Consider the following 24,901-nt stretch of genomic DNA (forward strand, 5'->3'; position numbering starts at 1 on the left):
GCCCGATATCCCTGATCGAAATGTTGACGAGCGGGCGGCGCGACTGCCGCCCGCTCCGTGATTTCTAGCGATAGATGCGCTTCAGCTGACGCTCGGCTTCAGCCATCGCGCCCTTCGCATCCTTGGTGCCGGTGCAGTAATTGGCGAACATGTCGACGACGATGAAGTCGGCGATGGCCGTTGCGGCCTTTTCGCCGACCGTGCCGATACCGGAGGCCGGCAGCGTGCGCTTGGAGGCCTGCGAGAACACCTCGTTCTTGGGATCGGCCTTCCAGATCGGCGCCGATTCGTAGGCGTTCAGGGTCTGTGTCAGATAGCCCTGCGCGCCGTCCAGCCACTTCTCGTAGTTCTCCTTCTCCAGCATGAAGGCGACGAAGGCCTTCGCTGCGTTCGGATATTTGGTGAAGTTGAAAGCGAGAATCGGCAGCGCCAGCTGCAGCTCGGTCGGCTTGCCGACCGGTCCGACCGGCCAGAGCGCGTGATAGGTATCCTCGGTGAGTTCCTTCTTGCTCGCATCGGTCTTGGCGGCGACGTAGATCGAGATGCCGTTCGCCGTGCAATAGAGCTCGCCGGCGAGGAACGCCTTGTTGTTGGAGGAATCATTCCAGGACGCGGTGCCCGGGATGAAGTTGTCGTAGAGCGCCTTGCAATATTCCAGCGCCTTGGCCGTCTCCGGCGAGTTGATGACGATCTTGTCGTTCTGGTCGACCGTGTAGGCGCCGTGGCCCCACAGCACCCAGTGCAGCCACGAATTGCCGTCGCCCGAGGCATGCCCGAGGGCGAAGCCGGCCGGCGTGTTGTTCTTCTTCAGGGCCTTGCACATCTCGAGAAAGCCCGGGAAGTCCTTTGGGAATTCCTTGAACCCTGCCTTGTCGAGCGCCGATTTGCGGTACGTCATGTAGCCGCCGTTGGTCGCGACGGGGATGCCGAGCCAGTCGTTGCCCTGCTTGCAGGTCTTGGCGGCCGCATCGGTCCAACCGCCGTATTTCTTGCCGAGATAATCGGCGACGTCGTTCATCTTCAGCACTTTGGTCGGGAACAGCTGCGGCAGCGTGTGCAGACCCCAGGCGAGGTCGAGCCCCGAGCCGGTATTGGCCGCAACCGAGGCCTTCGGCTGCACGTCCTCGAAGGATTCGCTGAACACGTTCATTTCGGTGCCGGTCGCGGCCTTGAACGCTGCCACCATCTGGTTGAACGCATCGTCTTCTGCAGGCACGAAGCGCTTCCAGCGCATCACGGTCAGCTTGGCGCCCGCCTCCGGCTTCCAGGGCGCGCTCTGCGCCCAGGCCTTGGCGAAGTCGAACAGCGCCGGCCCGGTGAGCATGCCGGTCGCAGCCAGTGCCGTTCCGCCTTGAAGCAGCGTGCGGCGGGTAAAGTCTTGCATGTCGTCCTCCCTGTGATGCTCTTATTTTCTTAAGTAAAACTCATACTACGCGTTCAGGCGTTTTCCCGTCGCCTCGTCGAACAAGTGCACCAGCGACGGATCTGGCTTCAGCCGGATCTTGTCGCCCGGATTGAACTGATGACGCTCGCGGAAGACCGCGACGACCTGCTCGCCGCCGATCTTGGCGAAGACCTGCGTCTCCGAGCCGGTCGGCTCGACCACGATGATCTCCGCTTCGGCACCGTCGTCGGCGATGGTGAAATGCTCGGGCCGCACGCCGTAGACCGCAGGACGGCCGTCGGACGCTGCGGGCGCGGTCTTGAGCGGCAGCTTGACGCCGTTCGGCCCCTCGAAGCTCGCGACACCGTTGACGCGCACATGCCCCTTCAGGAAGTTCATCGCGGGCGAGCCGATGAAGCCGGCGACGAACTGGTTGTCGGGCTTGTCGTAGAGCTCGAGCGGCGTACCCATCTGCTCGACGATACCGTCATGCATGACGACGATCTTGTCGGCCATGGTCATGGCCTCGATCTGGTCGTGGGTGACGTAGACGGTCGTCGTCTTCAGCCGCTGGTGCAGCTCCTTGATCTCCGTGCGCATGGCGACGCGCAGCTTAGCGTCGAGGTTCGACAAGGGCTCGTCGAACAGGAAGACCTGCGGGTCGCGCACGATCGCACGGCCCATCGCGACACGCTGGCGCTGGCCGCCGGAGAGCTGGCGCGGATAGCGATCGAGCAGCGGCGCCAGCGCGAGGATTTCGGCGGCGCGCTTGACGCGCTTGTTGATCTCGTCGGCGCTCGCGTTCCGCAGCTTGAGAGAGAAGCCCATGTTGTCGGCGACGGTCATGTGCGGATAGAGCGCGTAATTCTGGAACACCATCGCAATGTCCCGCTCCTTGGGCTGGACATTGTTGACGACGCGGTCGCCGATCGAGATCGTGCCGGAGGTGATGTTCTCGAGACCGGCGAGCATGCGCAGAAGCGTCGACTTGCCGCAGCCGGAGGGGCCGACCAGGACGACGAACTGCCCATCCTCGATCGGTACGGTCACGCCGTGCAGGACTTCAAAATTGCCGAACGATTTCCGCACGTCGCGGATTTGCACAGACGACATCTAGCTCCCTCCTCGATAGTCCACGACGGCCCTTGGCGCCGCGACCGTCTTGTTTTTTCAGACTTCGCCGAACGAAGCCCGACCGTAGCGGACAACATTGTCGGCAGTTTGTGCGGTTTTGGCAATTTGTCTTTGGTTAGTCGCTGCTGGTAGCGCTGTCAACGTTCCTTTGTTTGCGGGACCGACTGTGTTAAGAGCAGCAAATGGGTCGAAAACGCACCAAGTCAGGCAAAATCCGGCTGGCGGAAGTCGCCGAGCTTGCCGGCGTCAGCCCGATTACGGCGTCCCGCTTCTTTCGTAATCCGGAGGCCCTGTCGGTCGCCAAGCGGACGCGGGTGGAGAGCGCGGCCAAGGAGCTCGGCTACGTCCCGAACCTTGCGGCACGCGCGCTGGCCTCGCAACGCACCGAGGTCATCGGTGTCTTGATCCCCTCTCTCACCAACAACGTGTTCTCGGACGTGCTGCGCGGCATCTACGATGCGTCTGAAGGCAGTCGCTACTCGATCCAGCTGTCCAACACGCGCTACAGCATTCTCCAGGAAGAGAAGCTGCTGCGCCTGTTTCTCGCGCAGAAGCCGGCTGGTCTGATCGTCACCGGGATCGACCAGACCGCCGAATCGCGCGCGATGCTGGAGGCCGCCGACTGCCCGATCGTGCAGATCATGGAGATCGGCCCCGATCCGGTCGACATGATGATCGGCTTTTCGCACTATGATGCGGCCCGCGCGGCGGTTGCGCACTTGTTCGAACAGGGCCGCCGCAGAATCGGATTCGTCGGCGCGCGCATGGATCCCAGGGTGCAGCGGCGGCTGGACGGCTATGTCTCCGCCATGAAGGACGCCGGACTGTTCGAGCAGCGCCTCGTCGTCACCACGGCGACGCCGACCTCGGTGACGCTCGGCGGCGCCCTGTTCACCGATCTCCTGGCGCGCGAGCCCGACCTCGACGCGGTTTTCTGCGCCAATGACGACCTCGCGCTCGGCGTGCTGTTCGAATGCCGGCGCCGCGAGATCGCGGTCCCCGACCAACTCGCGATCGTCGGCTTCAACGACCTCGAATTCATGGCGTCCGCCGTCCCTACCCTCACCAGCGTGCGCACCAACCGCTACGAGATGGGCAACACGGCCGCCACCATGCTGATCGAGGCGATCGACGGACGGCGCCCCGAGCAGCCGGTGCTCGATCTCGGCTTCAAGGTGATCGAGCGGCAAAGCTCGTCATCGCGCCATTCGGACAGCAGGCCGGCCGTATCAGGCGCGGGTTCGGCGAACAAAATGGTAGCGTTACCAAGTAGTCATGACTAGTATCGACTTGTGAGGAAACGACCCGCCATCGGGCCAGCGATCCATCATTCGCGCCGCTGGGCATCGCACAAGCCGAGACCCCGGGACGGACGCCAGTGCGTTTGCATTGCAGGAGAAACCAATGACAAAGAAACCAACCAATGGGCACGCGCCCGCCGGCAACGGCGCGCGACGCCATCTTCGCTCGCAGGAATGGTTCAACAACCCGCATAATCCGGGCATGACCGCGCTCTACATGGAGCGCTATCTCAATTACGGCCTCACCCGCGCCGAGCTGCAGTCCGGCAAGCCGATCATCGGCATCGCCCAGACCGGCAATGACCTCTCTCCCTGCAACCGCCACCATATCGAGCTGGCCCATCGGGTCCGCGAGGGCATCCGCGAGGCCGGCGGCATTGCGATGGAATTCCCGACCCATCCGATCCAGGAGACCGGCAAGCGCCCGACCGCGGCGCTCGACCGCAACCTCGCCTATCTCGGCCTGGTCGAGATCCTCTACGGCTATCCGCTCGACGGCGTCGTGCTCACCACCGGCTGCGACAAGACCACGCCGGCCTGCATGATGGCGGCGGCGACCGTGAACTTGCCCGCGATCGTGCTGTCGGGGGGCCCGATGCTGAACGGCTGGCATGCCGGCGAGCGCACCGGCTCCGGCACCATCGTCTGGAAGTCGCGCGAGCGGCTCGCCGCGGGCGAGATCGACTATGAAGAGTTCATGGAGATCGTGGCCTCCTCCGCGCCCTCGGTCGGCCATTGCAACACCATGGGCACCGCCTCGACCATGAACGGGCTCGCCGAAGCGCTCGGCTTCTCGCTGCCGGGCTGCGCGGCGATCCCCGCCCCTATCGCGAGCGCGGCCAGATCGCCTACGAGACCGGAAAACGCATCGTCGAGATGGTCTGGGAGGACCTGAAGCCCTCGGACATCCTGACCCGCAAGGCGTTCGAGAACTGCATCGTGATCAATTCGGCGATCGGCGGCTCGACCAACGCGCCGATCCACATCAACGCGCTGGCCCGTCACATCGGCGTGGAGCTCACGATCGAGGACTGGCAGAAGGTCGGCCACGACGTGCCGCTCCTGGTCAACATGCAGCCGGCCGGCTTCTATCTCGGCGAGGAATTCCACCGCGCCGGCGGCGTGCCGGCCGTGGTGCGTGAATTGATGAAGCACAAGCGCATCCACGAGGACGCCGTCACGGTCAACGGCCGCGGCATCGGCGAGAACTGCGCCAATGCGCCAAAGCCCGACAACGACGTGATCTGGGCCTACGACAAGCCGCTGGTGAAGGACGCCGGCTTCCTGGTGCTGAAGGGCAATCTGTTCGATTCCGCGATCATGAAGACCTCGGTGATCTCCAAGGAATTCCGCGACCGCTATCTCAGCAACCCGAAGGACCTCAACGCCTTCGAGGGCCGCGCCATCGTGTTCGAGGGTCCGGAGGACTATCACGCGCGGATCGACGATCCCTCGCTCGACATCGACGAGCGCTGCGTGCTGTTCATCCGCGGCACCGGCCCGATCGGCTATCCCGGCGGCGCCGAGGTCGTGAACATGCAGCCGCCGGCGGCGCTGATCAAACGCGGCATCCTGTCCCTGCCCTGCATCGGCGACGGCCGCCAGTCCGGCACCTCGGGTTCGCCCTCGATCCTGAACGCCTCGCCGGAAGCGGCGGCCAACGGCGGCCTTGCGATCCTCAAGACCGGCGACAAGGTCCGCATCGACCTGAACAAGGGCAGCGCCAACATCCTGATCTCGGACGAGGAGCTGAAGAAGCGCCACGCCGAGCTGAAGGCCAGCGGCGGCTTCAAGCATCCGCCGAACCAGACGCCGTGGCAGGAGATCTACCGCAACACCGTCGGCCAGCAATCGACCGGCGCCTGCATGGAGCTCGCCACGCGCTACCAGAACGTCGCCGGCACGTTCGGTGTGGCGCGGGATAATCACTGACAGCCACACCGTCATTGCGAGGAGCGAAGCGACGAAGCAATCCAGACCGTCTCCGCGGTGAGATTCTGGATTGCTTCGCTTTGCTCGCAATAACGATCAAATAGAACTTTCAAGCCAAGGAGAACCACAACATGGCCAACCGCCTCAGGGGCAAGCGCGCCGTCGTCACGGCTGCTGCGGCAGGCATCGGGCGCGCCTGCGCCGTCGCATTCGCGCGTGAAGGCGCTACCGTGATCGCCACCGACATCAACGAGGCCGGCATCGCGAGCCTGACCAAGGAAGGCATCACTGAAGTCGCCAAGCTCGACGTCCGCAACACGGCCGACGTCAACGCCTTTGCCAAGCGTGTCGGCAAGATCGACATCCTGCTCAACGCGGCGGGATTCGTGCACCACGGCACCATCCTGGAATGCTCGGAAGAGGATTTCGATTTCTCGTTCGACCTCAACGTCAAGTCGATGCACCGGACCATCAAGGCGTTCCTGCCCGACATGATCGCCGGCGGTGGCGGCAGCATCGTCAACATCTCGTCCTGCGCGGCCTTGAGGCCGCCGGCGAACCGCTACGTCTACAGCTCGTCGAAGGCCGCGGTGTCGCTGCTGTCGCGCGCGGTGGCGCTCGACTTCATCACCAAGGGCATCCGCTGCAACTCGATCTGCCCCGGCACCGTCGAGACGCCCTCGATGCTCGACCGCGCCGCCGCGCAGGGACCGCAGGGCAAGGAGATGTTCATCTCGCGCCAGAAGATGGGCCGACTCGGCACCGCCGAGGAGATCGCGTCCATGGCGGTTTATCTCGGCAGCGACGAGAGCGCCTTCACCACCGGCGTCGACCTCATCGTCGACGGCGGCTACATGCTCTGACGCCAGGGGCCTGCGGCATGAACAAGATCGATCTCAACGGGCGCATCGCCGTCGTCACCGGCGGCGCGCAGGGCTTTGGCCGCGCCATCACCGAGCGTTTCGTCGCCTCCGGCGCCAAGGTCGCGATCTGGGATTTCGACGCGGCGCTGGCCGAGAAGACCGCAAAGGAGATCGGCGACGGCGTTCGCGTGTTCAAGGTCGACGTCACCGACACTGCGGGTGTCGAGCAGGCCCGCGATGCGACGCTGGCCGCCTTTGGCAAGATCGATATCCTCGTCAACAATGCCGGCATTGCCGGAATCAACAAGCCGGTCTGGGAGACCGACCTCGAGGAATGGCGGAAAGTTCTGCGCATCAACCTCGACGGCCCCTTCATCGTGAGCAAGGCGATCGTGCCCACCATGCTCAAGCAGAAATACGGGCGGATCGTGAACATCGCCTCCATCGCCGGCAAGGAAGGCAATCCGAACGCAGCGCACTACTCGGCCTCCAAGGCCGGCCTGATCGCGCTGACGAAGTCGCTCGGCAAGGAGCTCGCGGCGCACGACATCCTCGTCAACGCGGTGACGCCGGCGGCCGCCAAGACCGCGATCTTCGACCAGATGACGCAGCAGCATATCGACTTCATGCTGTCGAAGATCCCCAAGGGGCGTTTCGTGCTGGTGGAAGAGCTGGCCGCGATGGTGAGCTGGCTGGCCTCGGAGGACTGCGCCTTCTCGACCGGCGCGGTGTTCGACATTTCGGGCGGGCGCGCAACCTATTGAGGACAGCATGATCCGGGAAGGCGGTTGCCTGTGCGGCGCGGTGCGGTTCAAGGCGGAGGGCGAGCCGCTCAACGTCCGAATCTGCCATTGCCGCATCTGTCAGAAGGCGATGGGTTCGCCCTTCTTCGCCAGGGCGCAGTTCCGTCGACGGCGACACCGAGCGCTATGCCTCATCCGAGGCCATCGACCGCGTGTTCTGCAAGCGCTGCGGCACGCGCCTGTTCGCCTGGCGGCGCAACGGCACGCTGGCGGGCGTATCCCTTTCCGTTTTCGATGATCGCAACGCCTTCGTGCCGACCGAGCACATCTGGATCTCGGAGAAGCCCGCCTGGCTCAAGCTCGACGACGGCCTGGTGCAATATCCGGGAACGATCCCGGCGTGACGTCAGGCCTGATCTGACGCAGGCGCACGTGCCGGCTGAGTACGCCCGCTCGTCGTCGCGATCAAGATTCCGGCAAAGACTGCGACGATGCCGGCCGCCAGATTCCAGCGCAGCGGCTCGTTCAAAAGCCAGGCGCCAACCAGCGACGCCGTGATCGGGTTGACCGTCACCGAGATCGCGACCCGCGTCGGCGTCGTGCGCTCCAGCGCGAAGGCCCAGAGATAGAACGTCAACGCCGCGCCAAAGGCACCGAGATAGGCAGCCGCCAGCCATTGCGGCGTGCCGAAGCCTGCGACCGGCGCAAAGCTGCCGCGGACATACGAGAGCAGGATCAGGCAGGCCGCGCCCGCCGCCATGCTCATCGTGGTGAAGGCGATCGGGCCGGAGCGCCGGATCAACGGCTTTGACCAGATGCCGTAGAGCGCCATGCACAGCGCCGCCGCCGTCATCAGGAGATCGCCGCGCCAGGCGCCTGAGGGCGCCGAGGTCAGGTCGGAGAGCAGCGCGATGGCGACGCCCAAGGTCGCGATCACCACACCGATCGATTTGCGCCAGGTCAGCGCCTCGGCGCCGAGCGCAGCCCCGATCACCAGGGACAACAGCGGCAGTGTCGACAGCGCGAGCGCACCGCGCGCGGCGGTCGTGAAGATCAGCGATGCGTTGAACAGGATCGGGAACAGCGCGAAGAACAGGATGCCGAGTCCGATCGCGGCGGCCCAGTCCCCTCGCCCCGGCCAGCGATCGCCGCGCAGCAGCGTCAGCGGCAGCAGCAAAAGGAATCCGATGCCGAACCGGAACGAGCCGATCGCGAGCGGATCGAGACTGCTCACGAGATAGCGCGTGGCGCCGATCGAAGTGCCGCCCAGCGCGCTCGACAGCACCGCGGCCAGAACGCCAAGAATCTCGCCCACACTTCCTCCCGTTGATGCTTTGCGGGCAGCATAGGAGGCGCGCCGAAACAGGGAATGGAATTTCCGTCATGCCAGGATAAGCTTTCGTCATGAGCTCACCCGTTCTCGATCCTGATCTGCTGACGGCGTTTGCCGCCGTCGCCGAGCATCGATCCTTCACGCGCGCCGCCACGACGCTCAACCGGACCCAATCGGCGGTCAGCGTCCAGATCAGGCGCCTGGAAGAACGGCTTGGCGCAAAACTGTTTCACCGCACCCGCGCCGGCGTCGCGCTGACCGCAGCAGGCGATGAACTCCTCGTCTATGCAAAGCGGCTGCTCGATCTCAACGCAGAGGCCATCGATGCACTCCGCGCGCGCAAGCGCGAAGCGGTGGTCCGCCTCGGCGTGATGGACGACTACGGCACCATCGTCGTTCCGCCCTTGCTGGCGCAATTCGCCAGAAGCCATCCGCAGATCCGGGTCGAGATCGAGACCGGGCTGACGGCAACGATGCCGGCCCGGCTCGGCGAGGCCTTTGACCTCGTCATCGCCATGCATCCGGAAGGACGCGGCGGTGGCGAGCTGCTGCGGCGCGAGCAGGCGGTCTGGGCGGCGGCCCAGTCGTATCAAGTCGAGGCTGGGCACGACACACTGCCTGTTGCGCTCTACCCGCCGGCCTGCCTGTTCCGGCAATGGGCGGCAGAGGCCCTTGATGCCGCCGGCCGGCCCTGGCGACTGGCCTTTGTCAGCCGGACCCTTGCCGCGGTGGAAGCGATCGCGGCGCAGGGCCTTGCGGTCACGGTCATGAAGGCCGGCACCCTGCCCGCCCGCCTGCGCATACTGTCGGAGCGCGAAGGCCTGCCACCGCTGCCGGCGGCCGACATCCGTCTCCACCGCGCGCACAATTTGTCATGCCCGGCGGCCATGCTGGCCGATCACCTCCAGCGTGGCATTTCGGAACCGGCCACCCTATGTTGAGATGAAGCGTTGCTGCACCGCCGGTTGGCTGGGACGGCTGCAAGGCCGCAGGCTAACCGGGATCAACGAGCCGTGAACATTTCCCTTTATGACCTTTCCGTCTGGGTGCTGCCGCTGTTGCTCGCCATCACCTTTCATGAGGCTGCGCACGCCTTCGTCGCGGACCGGCTCGGCGACAACACGGCCGCGCAGCTCGGACGGGTCAGCTTCAATCCTGTCAGGCACATCGATCCGTTCGGCACCCTGATCCTGCCGGCGATGCTGTTGTTCGCGCATTCGCCGTTCCTGTTCGGCTACGCCAAGCCGGTGCCGGTGAACTTCCGCAAGCTGAACAACCCGAGGCTCGACATGGTCTGGGTGGCGCTGGCGGGGCCTGCCACCAACATCCTGCTGGCACTGGCCGCCGCCTTCGCCTTCCATGCCCTGCCCCTGGTGCCGGCGAGCTCGGCGAAATGGGTCGCCGACAACCTCAAGAACGCCCTCATCATCAACGCGATCCTGGCGGTCTTCAACATGATGCCGATCCCGCCGCTGGATGGCGGGCGCGTCGCGGTCGGGCTGTTGCCGCGGCCGCTCGCTCTTCCGCTGGCCCGGCTCGAGCCGTTTGGGATGCTGATCCTGATCGGGCTGTTGATCTTGCTGCCCCTTGCGGGTTCCCAGTTCGGTCTAAATCTTGATGTTATTTCAGCAATACTGCGGACGTTGACCGGGCATGTGATTCAGGCTGTTCTCTTCCTGACCGGCAACGCGTAGTTGACGAACGACACCGAACACAAGCCGAAGGGCCAGAGGCCGACTTGGTCAAAGCTGCCGATATGCTGATCGCGCGACGCGCCGACACCCGTGCCCGCGCCGATTTCGCCACCTGGAAGATGATGGCCAAGCTCAACGGGGCGTCCGCTTTGCCCCCGGAGGCCCAGGAATTCCTGGCGAGCTACCAGAACCTGCTGGCGCAGATGACCGAGGGCGAGGCCACCGAGGCCACCATCGGCGCGATCTACAAGGCCTATTATGCCGAGATGGGCGGCGCGGGAACTGCGCCTGACGTCCGCCCTCGCGCGGCCGAGCCGGAGGCGGACAATGTTACCGCCTTCCGCCGCCCCGCACCGGCGCCGAAGAAGTCCGCCTCCTTCGGGGCGGCGGCATTCGCCGGCCCCAGAAGCGACCGCTCCCGGTCGCGCTGATCTTCGCGTGCCTGGTCGTGGTCTATGTGGGGATCCGGCTCTACTGGCGTTGAGCGGTCTTCTTCTTTTTCGCGTCCGGCGGCGTGAAGATGATATCGACGGTCCGCTCGAACCGGTCCTCCGTCAGGCCGGCGGGCGGCTGCGGGATGGGATCGGACTTGCGGACGATCGAGACCGCGGCGGCATCGTAGGCGGTGTCCCCGGACGATTCCACGACATCCACCGACAGCACGTTGCCCTTCCGGTTGATCGCGAAGCTCACCTTGACCTTCTGATTGTTGGGATGTTTGCCTTCCGGATTGATCTTGTGCAGCGACAGATGCGCGCTGATCTTGCGGTTCCAGTCGGCGGTCAGCTTCAGGATGTCCTTGCCGATGCCAAGGACGGGCGCCAGCGCCTTCTCGGCCTCGCGCGCATCCTCATCGAGCGTCTGCCGTGCCGTCGCAACCGATTTGGGCGAGGCTTCGGCGGCCGGCGTTTCGACCGCCTGAATCTTCGGATCGTCTTCAGTCGGCTTCTTCGCGTTGTTCTCGGTCACGACGCGGTCGGGATCCTCGACCTCCTGCGGCTGATCCTTCGGAAGCTCCGTCTCCTGGGTCTCGGCCTTCTGCTCGGGAAGCGCCTGCTGCTCCTGCATCGCTTCGCTGTCCGGTCCGGGCGGCAAATCGGTTTCGGGCGCCTTGGGCGATGCCATCTCCACGGCGAACTCGGCACCGTTCGCGCCCAGGCCGTCGCCGTCGTCGTCGGCGCGCAGATGCGCCAGCGCGAGCGCAGCGCCGCCCAGATGCAGCGCCAGCGCCGCCACTGCGGCCAGGATCCAGAGCTTGCGGGATGGTCTGGGTTCGTCCGACATAGCAGGCCTTCTCAAGGCTGAGCGGCGCCGGCCGCAGGCGCTCCCGGAGCGCCTTCCAGCGCCACCAGCTTCACCCGCGTATAGCCGCCCGAGCGCAACAGCTCCATGACCCCCATCAACTCCCCATACGGTACCGACTTGTCGGCACGCAGGAACACGTACTTATCCTTGCTCATATCCGACAGGCCGTCGAGCGTCCCGATCAACTCGGCCCGGTGCACCGCGTTTTCTCCGATCGCAAGGGTCAGATCGGGCTTGATGCTGAGATAGGTCGGCTTGTCCGGCTTCTTCTGCGGCGTCGCGCTCGACGTCGGCAAGTCGATCGGCAAATCGACCGTGGAGAGCGGCGCGGCGACCATGAAGATGATCAGCAGCACCAGGATGACGTCGATGAACGGCGTGACGTTGATGTCATGCGTTTCCGAGAAGTCATCGTCGTCATCGTTGTCTGCGAGCGAAACGGCCATGGTTCACTCCGCTGCGCGCGAATGCACGCTGCCGTGGCTGCGGTCGAGATCGCGCGAGAGCAGCCGTCCTGCTGCCCCCGAGGCGCGGTTGACGAGTTCGAGATAGCCCTTCGTCACGCGCGAGAAGTGGTTGTAGATGATGACGGCGGGGATCGCCGCGACGAGGCCGATCGCGGTGGCGAGCAGCGCCTCGGCGATGCCGGGCGCGACGACGGCGAGGTTCGTGGTCTGCGACTTCGAGATGCCGATGAAGCTGTTCATGATGCCCCAGACCGTGCCGAACAGGCCGACGAAGGGCGACGTGGAGCCGATGGTCGCCAGCACGCCCATGCCGATCCGGATGCGGCGCGCCTCGGCGCGCACGATCTCGGAAAAGCTGGAGGCCGCGCGCTCCTTGATGCCGGCATCGCTGGACAGGCCGGCCGACATCCGCGCCTCGCGCAGGGCCGCCGCCAGGAAGGACGACAGGACGCCCTGCTTGGCGCCGAGCGCCATCTGCGCTTCGGCAAGGGAGCGCGTCTCGGCGATCTTCTTCAGGGCCGAGCGAAGCCTGGTGGAGGCGACCGACAGCTCGATCGACTTGGCGATGAAGACGGTCCAGGTCATCAGCGATGCGAAGGCGAGCCCGATCATCACCGCCTTCACGATGACGTCGGCCGACATGAACATGACCCAGGGCGACAGCTCCTTCATCGCCGGCGCGACGGCGGAGGCCGTCTCGGACTTTGCGGGCGCCGGAGCGGCGGCCACGGACGGGGCAGCCGGCGCGGTCGCCGTCGCAGCCGCAGGTGCCGAGGGTGCAGCCGGCGGTGCCGGACTGGCCACGGGCGGCTGGGCCACCTGCTGCGCCGCCGCGGGCGGGCTCTGTGTCTGGGCGGAAACAGGGGCGCGAGCCAGGCCGCCGTCAGCATGACGGCTGCGGCAAGGCTTGCTTGGAAGGTCATGGTCTTCATACTTCGGCCCAGTAGCGAATGAGGTTGTGATAGATACCCGTCAATTTGACCGTTTCGGGATCGTCACGCCCGAGCCGTTCCACCAGCGCCTGTATCGCGGTGTCGAGGTCGAAGATCATGCTCCGGGCTTGATCGTCCCGTATCATGCTCTGAAGCCAGAAGAAAGACGCAACCCGCGTTCCCCGCGTCACGGGGGTGACGAGATGGAGGCTGGTGGAGGGATAGAGCACACAATCGCCGGCCGGCAATTTGACTTCATGCGAGCCGTAAGTGTCCTCGATCACAAGTTCGCCACCATCGTACTCTTCCGGCTCAGCGAGAAACAGCGTCACCGACAGGTCTGTGCGGATGCGTAGGCCGGTCAGACGGTCGCCGCGGATCGCGTTGTCGACATGCAGTCCGAAATGATGGCCACTGCTCGCCGCATAGCGGTTGAACAGCGGCGGGAAGATCTGAAGCGGAACAGCCGCCGCAATGAAGCGCGGGTTGGACGTCAGCGCCGAGATGATGCGATTGCCGAGCTTGCGCGCGACGTCGCTGTCCGGCGGCAACTGCTCGTTGCGCTTGACCATGGCCGACTGCGCGCCCGCGGTGGAACGCCCGTCCTCCCATTCGCTGGTGTCCATGATGCGGCGGAAGTCCGCCACATCATCCTTGCCGAGAACGCCTGGCAGGCACGTCAACATGATCAGAACTTCGCTGTGGTCACGACGTAGAACGCCCGGCCAGGCGCGACCGCCACGAACGGTACGTTGCTGCGGTAGAACGAGTCGTAATAGAGCTTGTTGGTCAGGTTCTGCGCGTAGAACTTCATGGTCCAGTTCTTGTCGATCTTCTTCTCGACGAACGCATCGAAGCGCCAATAGCTCGGCAGCTCGTTGGTGTTGGCCGCGAACGTGCCGCCATAGACCTTGGAACGGTATACCGCCTGGCCGCCAAGCTCCCAGCCGTCGTCGAACTTGTACTTGGTTAGTATGCTGAACGACTGGTGCGCAATGTTGGCCAGTTGCAACCCGAGATTCGAAGCAACGCCGCTCTGCGTGACCTTGGACTGCATCAGCACCAGGCCGCCGAAGATGCTCCAGCGATCGGTGATCTTGCCCTCGGCTTCGATGTCGATGCCCTGGATCCTGTAGGCAGCACCCGAGGTAAGCAGACCGTTGACGGTCTCGCGCGCGTTGTCCTTGGTGGTCTGGAACAGCGCACCGGTGACCAGCAGGTGGCGATCGGCAAGCTCCCATTTGGTGCCGAGCTCGATCGCCTTGTTGCGCTCGGGCCCGAGCAAGATGGTCGAGTTGGCGGGAACGCCGCCGTACTCGGTGCCGGTCGCGTCGAGCTCCGAGCCGAACGGATTGGCCGAGGTCGCGTAGGCACCATAGATGCTGCCGATCGACATCGGCTTGTAGACCAGGCCGACGTTGTAGTTCACCAGATCGGAGCTCTGCTTCACATATTGCGGACCATTGTTCGACGCGCTCTGGCTGTAGCCGTCATAGCGCACGCCGCCGTTCACGATGATCGTGTCCTGCCAGTTCGCGGTATCCATGACATACACGCTGCTGGTGTTGACGCCGTAGCGCGTCGGGTTTCCGAGCAGCGAAGGAATCCCGAACGGAATGTAGGTGTATTGCGGCGCGTAGAGATTGACGCCGGTCACGGCACCGTTGCTCGTGAAGGCGGAGCCGGACAGTTCCGACGCCAGTCCTGCATAGCGATCGATCGAAATGTTCTCGTTCGAATATTCGACACCGAACACCGCCGTGTGCTTGACCCCGCCGGTGTCGAGCTTGAACGTGGCCTCGTTCTGATTGGCCCACACGTCCACGTTCTGGTAGCGGCTCTGCGCGCTCGCCGTCGTGGTCCAGAGCAGCGGATTGGGACTGGTGGTATTCGGATTCTGCGGCAGCGTGCCGATATAGTTGAGCAGCGAGTGCTCGCCGCGCACCTTGCTGGTCAGCGTAATGGCCTCGTTGACCTTGTATTCGATGATGCCGGTGCCGAAATCCTGCCGCGCCGTCTGGAAGTCGCGGTTGAGGAAGCCGTACCAGTTTTGACGCGGAATGCCGGCCGAGGTCACCGGCACGTTGCCCTGCTTGTAGTAAGGCACGCCGAAATCCGGATAGCCGCTGAGGTCGGTGTGGACGTAGTTCGTCGTGATCTTGATGTCGTTTGTCGGAGTGTACTTGGTCGAGATGAAGCTGCCCCAGCGATTGTCGGTCACGTGGTCGCGGCCGGCGACGTTGGCGTCCTGGAACAGGCCGCCGGCGCGAACCGAGAAGGTCGGATCGATGACTTGGTTGACGTCGAGCGTGACGCGCTTGGTCTGGTCGGTGCCGAACTCGGAGTCCATCCGCTTGAAATTGACGTCGCCGGCCTGCTTGGTGACGATGTTGATGGCGCCGCCGGCAGTGCCGCGGCCGGCGTAGGACGATGCCGGGCCGCGCAGGATCTCGATCTGCTCGGTGAAGAAGTTCTCGCGGATGGACACGGCGGGATCGCGGATGCCGTCGATGAACACGTCGTTGCGCGCGTCGAAGCCGCGGATGAAGAAGCGGTCGCCGAACGCGTTGCCGCCCTCACCCGAGCCCAGCGTCACGCCCGCGGTCGAGCGGCCGATCTCCTTCAGGGTCGTGGCGTTCTTGTCCTCCAGCACTTCCTTGCTGAGCACCGTGATGGACTTCGGCGTATTCAGCATCTTCTCGGGAAACTTGCCCGAGGCCTGGACGTGGTCGACCTTGTAGGGTGCGGCCGGATCGGCATAGGGATTGCCGTCGGGAGCGCCTGACGGCGTCGTCGGAGCCGTCTGTTGGGCCGCCTCGCGTTGCGCGGCGCGACGAATAGCATTGCGGGCGCGGACCTGCTCCGGCGAGGGCTTCGATGCCGTCGGACGCGGCCGCTCGATCGGTGCGTCGACCGTCACCGGCGGCAGGTTCGACTGCTGCGCCTGCGCGCCGCTCGACACCGATGCCGCCGCGATCAAGCTCGCAACCGCTGAAACCTTCTTGCCGGAAACGCCCGCGAATTTCTCATCCACCAGATCGAATGCTGCGACCGAACGCAACGACTTCGGTGCGACCACCTGTCCCATTACCAAACGCCCCATCTTCCTGTTCGCTCATCCTCTTCGGCGAACAACGAGTGTTGGTATCGGCCGCAAAATAGTGGGTCAATGCGAGCACCTCGCAAGAACCCTTGAATCGATCCAGATCAAAACAATTCTAAATTAGAGTTTGAAACCGTTCTAAACTGCGATTGGACTCGTTTCTAAGAAATGCGCCGCTCGCCGCGCAATCGCAGCCTCCCTCACAGCATCAATCGCTGCTTGGCGGCTTCATCAGCGAAAACAATTCGTCGACGGTTTTCTGCGCCACGGCGCGCACGCGATCGGTACTGTCCATGCCCACGATGTTGATGCCGTTCACCACGGCTTTGATCTCGTCCCGAAAGTCGGTGAGGAAGCGCAATGGATCGCGCTGCTCGTTGGCCACGCGCGCGATCAATCCCGTGATCAGAATCTGACACGCGATCAGCTTGCCGTTCAATTCGTCCATGCTGCGCTCCATTGGTGGCGCGCCGATATGAATGATGTCGGAATTGCTGACAACCGAAACGGCGTCCGCACGATTTAGAACTGTTCTTGTTAGCCGCACGGGCGGGGTTCGGCCGTGGCGTCGGCTCGAGCACACCGTCTGCGGGTATCATCCAAGAGGTATCGTCCAAGACTTGCTCTCCGACCGCCCCGTCCGCGAAAATGCAGCGCTGCACAGTGCCGCGCCAGAGCACTGCCCACATGGTGCAAAGCTTTCCAATTGTTTAGGATTATCAACGGATAGTGCTGTTTACACTGGAACTTGGCGTGTATTATACAACGCGCTGGAACCCTGCGATTGCCCTATTATTCTAAGCTGAGGGCACACGAGCCGACACGAGACGACATGAAAAAGTCCCGGCCGATCCTCTGGCTTCTGATCATCGCGGCCGTGGCCTCCGCGGGTTACTATGGTTGGCAGAAATTCGGACCGGGGGCCGGAAAAACCCAGACCGCCCAGAAGGGGCCGCCACGCCCGCCCTCCGTCCCCGTGAGCGTTGCGCCGGTCCAGAAGATCGACTTCCCGGTCTACCTGACCGGTCTCGGCACGGTTCAGGGTTTCAACACCGTCCAAGTCCGCAGCCGGGTGGACGGTCAGATCGACAAGCTCACGTTCAGGGAAGGCCAGATCGTCCAGCAGGGCGAGCTTCTGGTCTCGATCGATCCCCGTCCCTATCAGGCCGCGCTCGACCAGGCCAAGGCCAAGAAGGCACAGGATGAGGCGAGCCTCGCCAACGCCAATCTGGAGCTTCAGCGCGCCATGAAGCTCGGCGAATTCGCGACCGCGCAGCGGGTCGACACCCAGCGCTCGACCGTCGCCCAGCTCACCGCCCAGATCGCCGCCGACGAAGCCGCGATCGCCAACGCCCAGACCCAGCTCGACTACACCCAGGTCAAGGCGCCGATCACCGGCGTCGCCGGCCTGCGTCAGGTCGACGTCGGCAACATCGTCAACGCCTCGACGCAGACGGGCATCGTCACGATCTCGCAGGTCGAGCCGATCTCCGTGATCTTCACCGCGCCGGAAGACCAGCTTCCCTACATCAGCGAAGGCCAGAAGAGCGGCGCGCTCAAGGTGATTGCTTTTACCACCGACGGCAAGAAGACGCTGGCCGAGGGCAAGCTTGCAGTCATCAATAACCAGGTCGACACCAGCAGTGGGACGATCCGGCTCAAGGCCGTGTTCGAGAACAAGGACCACGCGCTGTGGCCGGGCCAATCGGTCTCGACGCGGCTTCTGGTGCGGACGCTGAAGGATGCGACCGTGGTTCCGGACGACGCGGTCCAGCACTCCACCAATGGCCTCTACGCCTACACCGTCAATCAGGACAACAAGGCCGAGCTGCACAAGGTCAAGGTCAGCTACGCCATCGACGGACGTTCGGTGATCGAGGAAGGCTTGAGCCCGGGGCAGCAGGTGATCACCGGCGGCCAGTTCAAGGTGCAGCCCGGAAGCCTGGTCTCGACGGCGGTGGCGAGCTCGAACCCGGCCCAGAACAAGGTGCGACAGGAATGACCGAGGGCGGGATTTCGGCACCTTTCATCCGTTATCCCATCGGCACCTCGCTGCTGATGGCCGGCATCCTCTTTGTCGGTCTCGTCGCCTATCCCCTGCTTCCGGTCGCACCGCTGCCGCAGGTCGACTTCCCGACCATCCAGATCACCGCCAACTTGCCGGGTGGCAGCCCCGAGACGATGGCCTCGTCCGTGGCCCAGCCGCTGGAGCGCCAGTTCGCCCAGATCCCCGGCATCGCCCAGATGACCTCGACGAGCTATCTCGGCACCGCGTCGATCACCATCCAGTTCGACCTCAACCGCAGCATCGACGGCGCCGCCAACGACGTACAGGGCGCCATCAACGCTGCCAGCGGCCAATTGCCGAAGAACCTGCCCTCGCCGCCGACCTACCGCAAGGTCAACCCGGCCGACGCGCCGATCCTGTTGCTGTCGGCGACATCGGATACGCTGCCTCTGACCAGCGTCAGCGACGCGGTCGATGCCCAGCTCGCCCAGCAGATCAGTCAGCTGTCGGGCGTGGCGCAGGTCTTCATCGGCGGCCAGCAGAAACCCTCCATCCGCATCCAGGTCGACCCCGCGAAGCTGGTCGCCAAGGGCCTGTCGATGGAGGACGTCCGCAGCCAGATCGCGATCACCACCGTCGACAGTCCCAAGGGCAATATCGACGGCGAGAAGCGCGCCTACACGATCTACGCCAACGACCAGCTCACGCAGGCGAAGGACTGGAACGACGTCATCATCGCCTATCGCAACGGCGGTCCCTTGCGAATCCGCGACGTCGGCCGGGCGGTCAGTGCCGCCGAAGACGCCAAGCAGGCGGCGTGGGCGAACGGCAAGCGCGGCGTGTTCCTGGTGATCTTCAAGCAGCCCGGGGCCAACGTCATCGAGACCGTGGACCGGATCAAGGCGACCCTGCCCCGCCTCGTGGCCGCGATCCCGCCCGCGATCAAGATCGAGCTCATCAGCGACCGTACCACCACCATCCGCGCCGCGGTCGAGGACGTCCAATTCACGCTGCTGCTGACCATCGCGCTCGTCGTCATGGTGATCTTCATTTTCCTGCGCAGTTTCTGGGCGACGGTCATTCCTACCGTCACGGTTCCGCTGGCGCTGCTGGGTGCGTGCGCCCTGATGTGGCCCGTCGGCTATTCGCTCGACAATCTGTCGCTGATGGCACTCACCATTGCGGTCGGTTTCGTGGTCGACGACGCCATCGTGATGCTCGAGAACATCACCCGCTACATCGAGGAAGGCGACTCGCCGATGGAGGCCGCCTTCAAGGGCTCCAAGGAAATCGGCTTCACCATCGTCTCGATCAGCATCTCGCTGGTCGCGGTGCTGATCCCGCTGCTCCTGATGGGCGGCATCATCGGGCGCCTGTTCCGCGAATTCGCCGTGGTGCTGGCGATGACCATCTTCGTTTCGATGTTCGTGTCGCTGACCCTGACGCCGATGATGGCCTCGCGCTTCCTGCGCGCCCATGGCGAGGTGCAGCACGGCCGCTTCTATCAATGGAGCGAGCGCGCCTTCGACGCGATGCTGCGCGGCTACGAATATGTGCTCGATCACGCCCTCGCCTGGCGGCGCACCACGCTTGCGATTTTCTTCGTCACGCTCGGACTGTCGATCTACCTGTTCGTCCTGATCCCGAAGGGTTTCTTCCCGCAGCAGGACGTCGGGCTGATCACCGCCACCTCGGAAGCCTCGCAGGACATTTCGTTCAAGGAGATGACCCGGCGCCAGGAGGAGCTCGGCAAGATCATCCTGGCCGATCCCGACGTTGCCAGCGTTGCCATGTCGATCGGCGGCAGCGGCCGCGCCGGCAACAACGGCAACCTGTTCATCACGCTGAAGCCCCGCGACCAGCGCGAGGCCTCGGCGCAGCAGATCATCGCGCGACTGCGTCCGCAGTTCGACAAGGTCGAGGGCGCCCGCCTCTACATGCAGGCGGCCCAGGACGTGCGGCTCGGCGGCCGGCCGACGCGCACGCAGTTCGAATTCACGCTGCAGGACGCCAATCTTGACGAGCTCAACGAATGGGCGCCCAAGATCCTCGCCAAGATGCAGACCCTGCCGGAGCTGCGCGACGTCGCGACCGACCAGCAGACGCAGGGCACCACCGTCCAGCTCAAGATCAACCGCGATACCGCCGCTCGCTACGGCATCCAGCCGCAGCTGATCGACGACACGCTGTATGACGCGTTCGGACAGCGGCAGGTCACGCAATATTTCACCCAGCTCAACACCTACAAGGTGATCCTGGAGATCCTGCCGGAGATGCAGGGCAATCTCGACAGCCTCAACAAGCTTTATCTCAAATCGCCGCTGACCGGCGACCAGGTGCCGCTGTCGACATTCGCGACCTGGACCACCGATCCGGTCCGTCCGCTCTCGATCAGCCATCAGGGCCAGTTCCCGTCAATCACCATCAGCTTCAACCTCGCGCAAGGCGTCGCGCTCGGCCAGGCGACCGAGGCGGTGCAGAAGGCGATGGCCGATCTCGGCGCGCCGCCTACGCTCAATTCGAGCTTCCAGGGCACGGCGCAGGCGTTCCAGCAGTCGCTCGGCACCGTGCCGCTGCTGATCCTCGCCGCGCTCGTCGTGGTCTACCTGATCCTCGGCATTCTCTACGAGAGCTACATCCATCCGATCACGATTCTGTCGACGCTGCCCTCGGCCGGTGTCGGCGCGCTTGCGATCCTGATGGCGGCCGGCTTCGACTTCAGCCTGATTGCGTTGATCGGCATCATCCTGCTGATCGGCATCGTGAAGAAGAACGGCATCATGATGGTCGATTTTGCGATCGCCGCCGAACGCGACGAGCACAAGACGCCGGAGGAATCGATCCGCCAGGCCGCGCTGCTGCGCTTCCGCCCCATCATGATGACGACGATGGCCGCGCTGCTGGGCGGCGTGCCCCTGATGCTCGGCCACGGCACCGGCGCCGAGATCCGCCAGCCGCTCGGCTACGCCATGGTCGGCGGCCTGATCGTCAGCCAGGCGCTGACGCTGTTCACCACCCCCGTGGTCTATCTCTATCTCGACAAGCTCAACAACTGGTTCTCGACCTGGGGCCGTTCGGGTGACGACGAAGGCGACGAGGCGCCCGCACCGGGCACTGTGAAGGAAGCCGCCGAGTAAGCTTGCGCCGCGGCCGCCGCGACGCTACAGCGAGGCCTCGGTTAACGCCAACGTGGTTTCGCCATGCTCTTGCAATCCAGACTTGCCGCTCTCGCCGCCGCTATCCTGTTGTCGGCGGCCGCCGCGCAGGCCCAGCAGAGCGCGAAGAAGAACGCAGCGCCTGCCCCCGCCGCGCAGTCCTCGCCCGCGCCGACCCAAGCACAGGCTGACGGTGCTCCCGGGCAGCCCGGCTGGATCGTCCGTTGCACCAGCGCCAGCCGCGAGGCTCCGCTCGAATGCGCGATGGAGCAGAACGCGGTGCTGACCAAGACCGGCCAGACCGTCGTCCTGATCAACATCCGCATTGCGCCCGACACCCGCACGCCGATCGCGCTGCTGCAATTGCCGCTCGGCCTCAACCTTCCCGTCGGCGCCAAGCTCCAGGTCGACGAAGGCAAGACCTTCGACCTGCAGATCCAGACCTGCGAGAACCGCGGCTGCTACGCCTCGACCCCGATCGCGGCGGACCTGCTCGCCGCTTTCAGGGCGGGCAAGCAGTTGAAGGTCTCCTTCCAGAACATGGCCAAGGAGACCATCACGATTCCGATGCCGCTCGGCGATTTCGCTGCGGCCTACGACAAGATCAAGTAGCTCGCCTCTCGTCAGCCGATCACGTCGCTTGCCCGCAGCAGGGTGTTGAAGCCGCCATAAATCATGCGCTTGCCGTCGAACGGCATGCCCTCCATCTTCAGCCGCGGGTCAGCCATCACCTTCTTGTTGATGGCATCGCGGCTCTCGCGGTCCCGATAGACGATCCAGGCGAACACCACGATCTCGTCCTCCTTCGCGATCACGGCACGCGGGAACGAGGTGAGCTCGCCATAGGGAACGTCGTCACCGATGCATTCGACATAATCGAGCGCACCGTGCTCCATCCAGATCGTGCAGGCGGTCGTCGCCAGCGTCTTGTAGGCCTCGAGCTTGTCCTTCGGCACCGCCAGAACGAAACCATCGACATAGGGCATCACGGATCTCCTTGGGTTGTATGGCCCAAGGACGACGGAGCGCGCCGCGATCCGACGTCGAGATACGATTTCAGGATGAGGCAAACCGTCGCGAGCGGCGGCGCGGCCAATGGCGCGAACGTCCCTGCCGACGCTCTACACGGAAGCTGGACTTTGAAAAGCGCCCGGAACTGGCTGGGGAACCTGGATCTCGAACCAAGACAAACAGAGTCAGAGTCTGTTGTGCTACCGTTACACCATTCCCCAACAGAATAGTCGAACAAATTCAATGACTTGCTGATTTGTTCGACTGTCGCCGGCAGCGCGTATGGCGCAAATCACGGCTCAGGCGTGGCAGCGTTCTACCCGCTCGTCCCCGGGCTGGCAAGCGCTGCGGTGGATGGATCATTCCTACTCCAGCTTGATGTTTGCGGCCTCGATCACCTTCTTCCAGCGCGCCGTCTCGGCGGCGATGTAGGCCGCGAACGGCTCGGAATCGACGGCGACCGCGGTGGCGCCGAGCTCGGCCAATTTCTGCACCGTCTCCGGCTGCTGCATGAAGGCGCGGATCTCTGCCGAGAGTTTCTCGACGATCGGCTTCGGCGTTCCGGCAGGAACGAAGAAGCCGTGCCAGGCCACCGCCTCGAAGCCGGGCAGGAATTCGGCAACGGCCGGGGCCTGCGGGTCGAAGTCGGCGCGCTTGGGCGTTGCGGTCGCGAGCAGCGCGAGCTGGCCGGTCTTCACCTGCGGCAGCAGCAGCGGCACGTTGTCGAAGGCGAGATCAATCTGTCCGCTCAGCAGGTCCGTCAGCATCTGGCTCGAGCCCTTGTAGGGCACGTGCACCATCTTGGTGCCGGTCATCTGCTGGAACAGCTCGGCGGCAAGATGCTGCGAGGTGCCGACACCGGCCGAGCCGAAAGAGATCTTGTCCGGATTCGCCTTCAGATAGGCGATCAGCTCCGGTACAGTGCGCGCCTTGATCTTGTTGGGATTGACGACGAGCACGTTGGGCACGACGCTGATCTGCGCGACCGGCACCAGATCCCTGTCCGGCTGGTAACTGAGCTTGGGCCCATAGAGCGACGGGTTGATCGCAAGCGCGGACGTGCTGGCAACGCCGAGCGTGATGCCGTCCGGCGCCGATTTCGCCAGCCGCGTCACCCCGAGGATCGAGCCGGCACCGCCGACATTCTCGACCACGAAAGGCTTGCCAAACTTTGCCTGCAAATGGTTGGAGACCATGCGCGCGAAGATGTCGGCTGTGCCGCCGGCGGCGAAGGGAACGATCACCGTCACCTGCTTGGACGGATAAGCCTCCTGCGCCTTCGCCGGCGACATCGCCAGCACCAGTGCCGGCACAAGACCAAACCACATCGATCTCATCGAAGTTTCCTCTGCTTTCACTGTGTTGTTGTTGATTGACTGCCGCGAGCGGCAGATGGGCTAGAACGCGGCCTCGTACATGGTCAGGATCGCATCCCGGCCGAGGTCGCGCGGATTGTTGTCGAGCAGGCGACGAATGGCGTGCGCCTCGTCGGCCATCACGCCGAGATCGTTCCTGGGCACGCCGAGCGCGGAGAGCCGCATCTCGATGCCGAGATCCTTGCAGAAGGCGTAGGTGGCGTCGAATGCGAGCTGCGGATCGGTCCGTTCCGGCAAGCCGAGCGCACCCAGCACCGCGACCGTCTTCGCCTCCACGGCCCGCATGTTGAAGGCCAGCGTGTGCGGGAAGATCAGTGCGCAGGCCAGTCCATGCGCCACATGGTGACGCGTGCCGAGCGGATAGGCCACCGCATGGCCGGCGGTCGTGTTGACCGGTCCCAGGCAATAGCCGCCGTAGAGCGAGGCCAGCGAGAGGCCGGCACGCGCCTCGCGGTCGTCGCCGTCGGCCACCGCGCGCTTGAGATAACGTCCGACCAAGCGGGCGCCTTCGAGCGCGTAGAGATCGATCGCCGGATGCGCCTTGCGGCTGGTATAGGCCTCGACGCAATGCGCCAGCGCATCGACCCCGGTCGCCGCGGTGACCTCCTTCGGCACGGTCATTGTCAGGTCCGGATCGACGATAGCGATGTCGGCCAGCATAAAGCGGCTCTGCACCGCCTGCTTGTTCTGGCTGACGGGATCGGTGACGAGCGCGCGGGTGCCGGCCTCGCTCCCGGTGCCGGACGTCGTCGGAATCTGCATCAGCGCGACGCCGCGGCCCGCCACCTTTTCCGGCCCGACGATGTCGGCAAAGGTCACGTCACCCCTGCACATCACCGCAACCAGCTTGGCGAGGTCCATCGCGCTGCCGCCGCCAAAACCCACGACGAGATCGGGATTGACGTCCTTCGCCATCGCCACCGCCTTCTCGAGATTGGGCAGGTCCGGCTCTGGCTTGACCTCGCCGAACACCTTGACGGCGCCCGGCAGCGCCAGCAGGTCGACGCGCCGCGCGTTGAACGGATCCGAGATCACCAGCGGCCGCTGGGCGCCGATCCGCTCGGCAAAGCGCGCCGCCGCGACGATCGTGCCGTTGCCGAACTCGAGGATGGTGGGGCGCTGAATTTCGATGGGCGTAAAGGCGTTGGTCATCGTGCGTT

General features: G+C 64.4%; 19 protein-coding genes, 1 tRNA gene and 4 pseudogenes. 11 read left to right on the plus strand and 13 right to left on the minus strand.

The window, feature by feature from the left end; all coding sequences use genetic code 11:
* Positions 1-64: 64 nt before the first annotated feature.
* Together ACETMP_RS10515 and ACETMP_RS10520 are read right to left on the minus strand one after the other, a co-directional pair.
* Entirely contained in the window at positions 65-1,384 is a 1,320-nt protein-coding gene (locus tag ACETMP_RS10515; RefSeq protein ID WP_375160884.1) for an ABC transporter substrate-binding protein, read from the minus strand.
* 45 nt (positions 1,385-1,429) lie between these two features.
* Positions 1,430-2,497 carry an ABC transporter ATP-binding protein gene (locus tag ACETMP_RS10520; RefSeq protein WP_028135762.1) on the minus strand — a complete coding sequence of 356 codons (1,068 nt, stop codon included), beginning with the start codon at positions 2,495-2,497 and terminating at the stop codon, positions 1,430-1,432.
* 203 nt (positions 2,498-2,700) lie between these two features.
* Here ACETMP_RS10520 and ACETMP_RS10525 point away from each other — a divergent pair, with 203 nt between their 5' ends.
* The 5 genes and pseudogenes from ACETMP_RS10525 (at position 2,701) to ACETMP_RS10545 (ending at position 7,761) form a co-directional block, all read left to right on the plus strand.
* The gene (locus tag ACETMP_RS10525) at positions 2,701-3,801 is read left to right on the plus strand and encodes a LacI family DNA-binding transcriptional regulator (RefSeq protein WP_375160885.1); all 1,101 of its coding nucleotides are present in this window, start codon (positions 2,701-2,703) and stop codon (positions 3,799-3,801) included.
* Between the two features lie 121 nt (positions 3,802-3,922).
* Positions 3,923-5,751, plus strand: a pseudogene (locus ACETMP_RS10530) (IlvD/Edd family dehydratase).
* 131 nt (positions 5,752-5,882) lie between these two features.
* On the plus strand, positions 5,883-6,614 hold the full coding sequence (locus ACETMP_RS10535; protein ID WP_375160886.1) for an SDR family oxidoreductase: 732 nt from the start codon (positions 5,883-5,885) through the stop codon (positions 6,612-6,614).
* Positions 6,615-6,631: 17 nt separating this feature from the next.
* A complete protein-coding gene (locus ACETMP_RS10540; protein ID WP_375160887.1) occupies positions 6,632-7,378 on the plus strand; it encodes an SDR family NAD(P)-dependent oxidoreductase in 747 nt (248 codons plus the stop codon).
* Between the two features lie 7 nt (positions 7,379-7,385).
* Positions 7,386-7,761: pseudogene (locus ACETMP_RS10545) on the plus strand (GFA family protein).
* A gap of 2 nt (positions 7,762-7,763) precedes the next feature.
* Here the strand turns inward: ACETMP_RS10545 and ACETMP_RS10550 are convergent.
* Positions 7,764-8,672 (minus strand): DMT family transporter, encoded by a 909-nt coding sequence (locus tag ACETMP_RS10550; protein ID WP_375160888.1) that lies wholly within the window; start codon positions 8,670-8,672, stop codon positions 7,764-7,766.
* Between the two features lie 89 nt (positions 8,673-8,761).
* On the opposite strand from ACETMP_RS10550, the gene ACETMP_RS10555 reads away from it, so the two are divergent.
* From ACETMP_RS10555 to ACETMP_RS10565, 3 genes and pseudogenes are all read left to right on the plus strand, one after another.
* Positions 8,762-9,631 (plus strand): LysR family transcriptional regulator, encoded by an 870-nt coding sequence (locus tag ACETMP_RS10555; protein WP_375160889.1) that lies wholly within the window; start codon positions 8,762-8,764, stop codon positions 9,629-9,631.
* A gap of 72 nt (positions 9,632-9,703) precedes the next feature.
* The gene (locus ACETMP_RS10560; protein WP_375161880.1) at positions 9,704-10,384 is read left to right on the plus strand and encodes a site-2 protease family protein; all 681 of its coding nucleotides are present in this window, start codon (positions 9,704-9,706) and stop codon (positions 10,382-10,384) included.
* 62 nt (positions 10,385-10,446) lie between these two features.
* Positions 10,447-10,868 (plus strand): annotated as a pseudogene (locus ACETMP_RS10565) (hypothetical protein).
* Here ACETMP_RS10565 and ACETMP_RS10570 read toward each other — a convergent pair.
* The 6 genes and pseudogenes from ACETMP_RS10570 to ACETMP_RS10595 all read right to left on the minus strand — a co-directional run bounded on the left by ACETMP_RS10570 (position 10,856) and on the right by ACETMP_RS10595 (position 16,639).
* Positions 10,856-11,668: an energy transducer TonB gene (locus ACETMP_RS10570; RefSeq protein ID WP_375160890.1), complete on the minus strand. Its 813-nt coding sequence runs from the start codon at positions 11,666-11,668 to the stop codon at positions 10,856-10,858. The pseudogene ACETMP_RS10565 and the gene ACETMP_RS10570 sit on opposite strands and share 13 nt — an antisense overlap.
* Before the next feature lie 11 nt (positions 11,669-11,679).
* A complete protein-coding gene (exbD, locus tag ACETMP_RS10575; protein WP_257194083.1) occupies positions 11,680-12,135 on the minus strand; it encodes a TonB system transport protein ExbD in 456 nt (151 codons plus the stop codon).
* A gap of 3 nt (positions 12,136-12,138) precedes the next feature.
* Positions 12,139-13,088 (minus strand): annotated as a pseudogene (gene exbB / locus ACETMP_RS10580) (tonB-system energizer ExbB).
* A complete protein-coding gene (locus ACETMP_RS10585; protein WP_375160891.1) occupies positions 13,085-13,774 on the minus strand; it encodes a Fe2+-dependent dioxygenase in 690 nt (229 codons plus the stop codon). Before ACETMP_RS10585 ends, exbB begins: the two are co-directional and overlap by 4 nt.
* 2 nt (positions 13,775-13,776) lie before the next feature.
* Positions 13,777-16,176, minus strand: coding sequence for a TonB-dependent receptor (locus ACETMP_RS10590; protein WP_375161881.1), 2,400 nt, complete (start codon positions 16,174-16,176; stop codon positions 13,777-13,779).
* 223 nt (positions 16,177-16,399) lie between these two features.
* Entirely contained in the window at positions 16,400-16,639 is a 240-nt protein-coding gene (locus ACETMP_RS10595; RefSeq protein WP_375161882.1) for a hypothetical protein, read from the minus strand.
* 384 nt (positions 16,640-17,023) lie between these two features.
* Between ACETMP_RS10595 and ACETMP_RS10600 the strand changes: the two genes are divergently transcribed.
* From ACETMP_RS10600 to ACETMP_RS10610, 3 genes are all read left to right on the plus strand, one after another.
* Positions 17,024-18,193, plus strand: a complete 1,170-nt coding sequence (locus tag ACETMP_RS10600) for an efflux RND transporter periplasmic adaptor subunit (protein ID WP_375160892.1) — start codon at positions 17,024-17,026, stop codon at positions 18,191-18,193.
* A complete protein-coding gene (locus ACETMP_RS10605; RefSeq protein ID WP_375160893.1) occupies positions 18,190-21,336 on the plus strand; it encodes a multidrug efflux RND transporter permease subunit in 3,147 nt (1,048 codons plus the stop codon). Before ACETMP_RS10600 ends, ACETMP_RS10605 begins: the two co-directional genes overlap by 4 nt.
* Positions 21,337-21,399: 63 nt before the next feature.
* Positions 21,400-21,966 (plus strand): invasion associated locus B family protein, encoded by a 567-nt coding sequence (locus ACETMP_RS10610; RefSeq protein WP_375160894.1) that lies wholly within the window; start codon positions 21,400-21,402, stop codon positions 21,964-21,966.
* A gap of 11 nt (positions 21,967-21,977) precedes the next feature.
* Here the strand turns inward: ACETMP_RS10610 and ACETMP_RS10615 are convergent, their stop codons facing one another.
* From ACETMP_RS10615 to ACETMP_RS10630, 4 genes are all read right to left on the minus strand, one after another.
* Positions 21,978-22,340, minus strand: coding sequence for a DUF1428 domain-containing protein (locus tag ACETMP_RS10615; RefSeq protein WP_028135745.1), 363 nt, complete (start codon positions 22,338-22,340; stop codon positions 21,978-21,980).
* Positions 22,341-22,511: 171 nt separating this feature from the next.
* Positions 22,512-22,586, minus strand: a tRNA-Gln gene (locus ACETMP_RS10620).
* 144 nt (positions 22,587-22,730) lie between these two features.
* Positions 22,731-23,702 carry a Bug family tripartite tricarboxylate transporter substrate binding protein gene (locus tag ACETMP_RS10625; RefSeq protein ID WP_375160895.1) on the minus strand — a complete coding sequence of 324 codons (972 nt, stop codon included), beginning with the start codon at positions 23,700-23,702 and terminating at the stop codon, positions 22,731-22,733.
* A gap of 60 nt (positions 23,703-23,762) precedes the next feature.
* Positions 23,763-24,893, minus strand: coding sequence for an iron-containing alcohol dehydrogenase (locus ACETMP_RS10630; RefSeq protein WP_375160896.1), 1,131 nt, complete (start codon positions 24,891-24,893; stop codon positions 23,763-23,765).
* Between the last annotated feature and the right edge of the window lie 8 nt (positions 24,894-24,901).

This window comes from Bradyrhizobium dasycarpum (assembly GCF_042019905.1).
GTDB classification, from domain to species: Bacteria; Pseudomonadota; Alphaproteobacteria; order Rhizobiales; family Xanthobacteraceae; genus Bradyrhizobium; species Bradyrhizobium japonicum_B.

Bases quoted from the DNA above. Each gene is read 5' to 3' on its own strand.
- ACETMP_RS10515 (WP_375160884.1), bottom strand. From the start codon at position 1,384: ATGCAAGACTTTACCCGCCGCACGCTGCTTCAAGGCGGAACGGCACTG.
- ACETMP_RS10520 (WP_028135762.1), bottom strand. From the start codon at position 2,497: ATGTCGTCTGTGCAAATCCGCGACGTGCGGAAATCGTTCGGCAATTTT.
- ACETMP_RS10525 (WP_375160885.1), top strand. From the start codon at position 2,701: ATGGGTCGAAAACGCACCAAGTCAGGCAAAATCCGGCTGGCGGAAGTC.
- ACETMP_RS10535 (WP_375160886.1), top strand. From the start codon at position 5,883: ATGGCCAACCGCCTCAGGGGCAAGCGCGCCGTCGTCACGGCTGCTGCG.
- ACETMP_RS10540 (WP_375160887.1), top strand. From the start codon at position 6,632: ATGAACAAGATCGATCTCAACGGGCGCATCGCCGTCGTCACCGGCGGC.
- ACETMP_RS10555 (WP_375160889.1), top strand. From the start codon at position 8,762: ATGAGCTCACCCGTTCTCGATCCTGATCTGCTGACGGCGTTTGCCGCC.
- ACETMP_RS10570 (WP_375160890.1), bottom strand. From the start codon at position 11,668: ATGTCGGACGAACCCAGACCATCCCGCAAGCTCTGGATCCTGGCCGCA.
- exbD (WP_257194083.1), bottom strand. From the start codon at position 12,135: ATGGCCGTTTCGCTCGCAGACAACGATGACGACGATGACTTCTCGGAA.
- ACETMP_RS10585 (WP_375160891.1), bottom strand. From the start codon at position 13,774: ATGTTGACGTGCCTGCCAGGCGTTCTCGGCAAGGATGATGTGGCGGAC.
- ACETMP_RS10590 (WP_375161881.1), bottom strand. From the start codon at position 16,176: ATGGGACAGGTGGTCGCACCGAAGTCGTTGCGTTCGGTCGCAGCATTC.
- ACETMP_RS10595 (WP_375161882.1), bottom strand. From the start codon at position 16,639: ATGGACGAATTGAACGGCAAGCTGATCGCGTGTCAGATTCTGATCACG.
- ACETMP_RS10600 (WP_375160892.1), top strand. From the start codon at position 17,024: ATGAAAAAGTCCCGGCCGATCCTCTGGCTTCTGATCATCGCGGCCGTG.
- ACETMP_RS10605 (WP_375160893.1), top strand. From the start codon at position 18,190: ATGACCGAGGGCGGGATTTCGGCACCTTTCATCCGTTATCCCATCGGC.
- ACETMP_RS10610 (WP_375160894.1), top strand. From the start codon at position 21,400: ATGCTCTTGCAATCCAGACTTGCCGCTCTCGCCGCCGCTATCCTGTTG.
- ACETMP_RS10615 (WP_028135745.1), bottom strand. From the start codon at position 22,340: ATGCCCTATGTCGATGGTTTCGTTCTGGCGGTGCCGAAGGACAAGCTC.
- ACETMP_RS10625 (WP_375160895.1), bottom strand. From the start codon at position 23,702: ATGAGATCGATGTGGTTTGGTCTTGTGCCGGCACTGGTGCTGGCGATG.
- ACETMP_RS10630 (WP_375160896.1), bottom strand. From the start codon at position 24,893: ATGACCAACGCCTTTACGCCCATCGAAATTCAGCGCCCCACCATCCTC.